The 326-nt window shown below is 60.7% G+C and carries 1 pseudogene; it reads right to left on the bottom strand.

Going from position 1 to position 326, the window contains the following annotated elements:
* A pseudogene (locus DIE15_RS36735) lies at positions 1 to 326 on the bottom strand (sigma-70 domain-containing protein); the annotation flags it as partial.

The following is a 326-nucleotide window of genomic DNA, read 5'->3' as shown; positions in this document are numbered from 1 at the left end:
TGGCCTCGCGCGGCGACAACCCGTTGAGTGCCGCGTCGATCGCCGCGCGCATGTTCGCGTGAATCGCCGCCTCAGCCAGTGAACTCGCCGAGACGTCCTCGATCATGTCGCCGAGCGTTGCATCGGCATCGTCACCCACCGGGGTTTCGAGCGAGACAGGTTGCTTGGCGATCTTGAGGATACTGAGCACTTTCTCCTCGGACATCTCCATGCGCTTTGCCAGCACTGCTGGGATGCGCTTCCTGCCCTGTCTGTTGCAAGATTTCGCGCGATATCCGGTTCAGCTTGTTGATCGTCTCGATCATGTGGACCGGCACGCGAATGGT

The sequence above is a fragment of the Burkholderia sp. Bp9031 genome (assembly GCF_003857965.1).
Lineage (GTDB): Bacteria > Pseudomonadota > Gammaproteobacteria > Burkholderiales > Burkholderiaceae > Burkholderia > Burkholderia ambifaria_A.
This window is presented reverse-complemented; position numbering and strand designations above follow the sequence as displayed.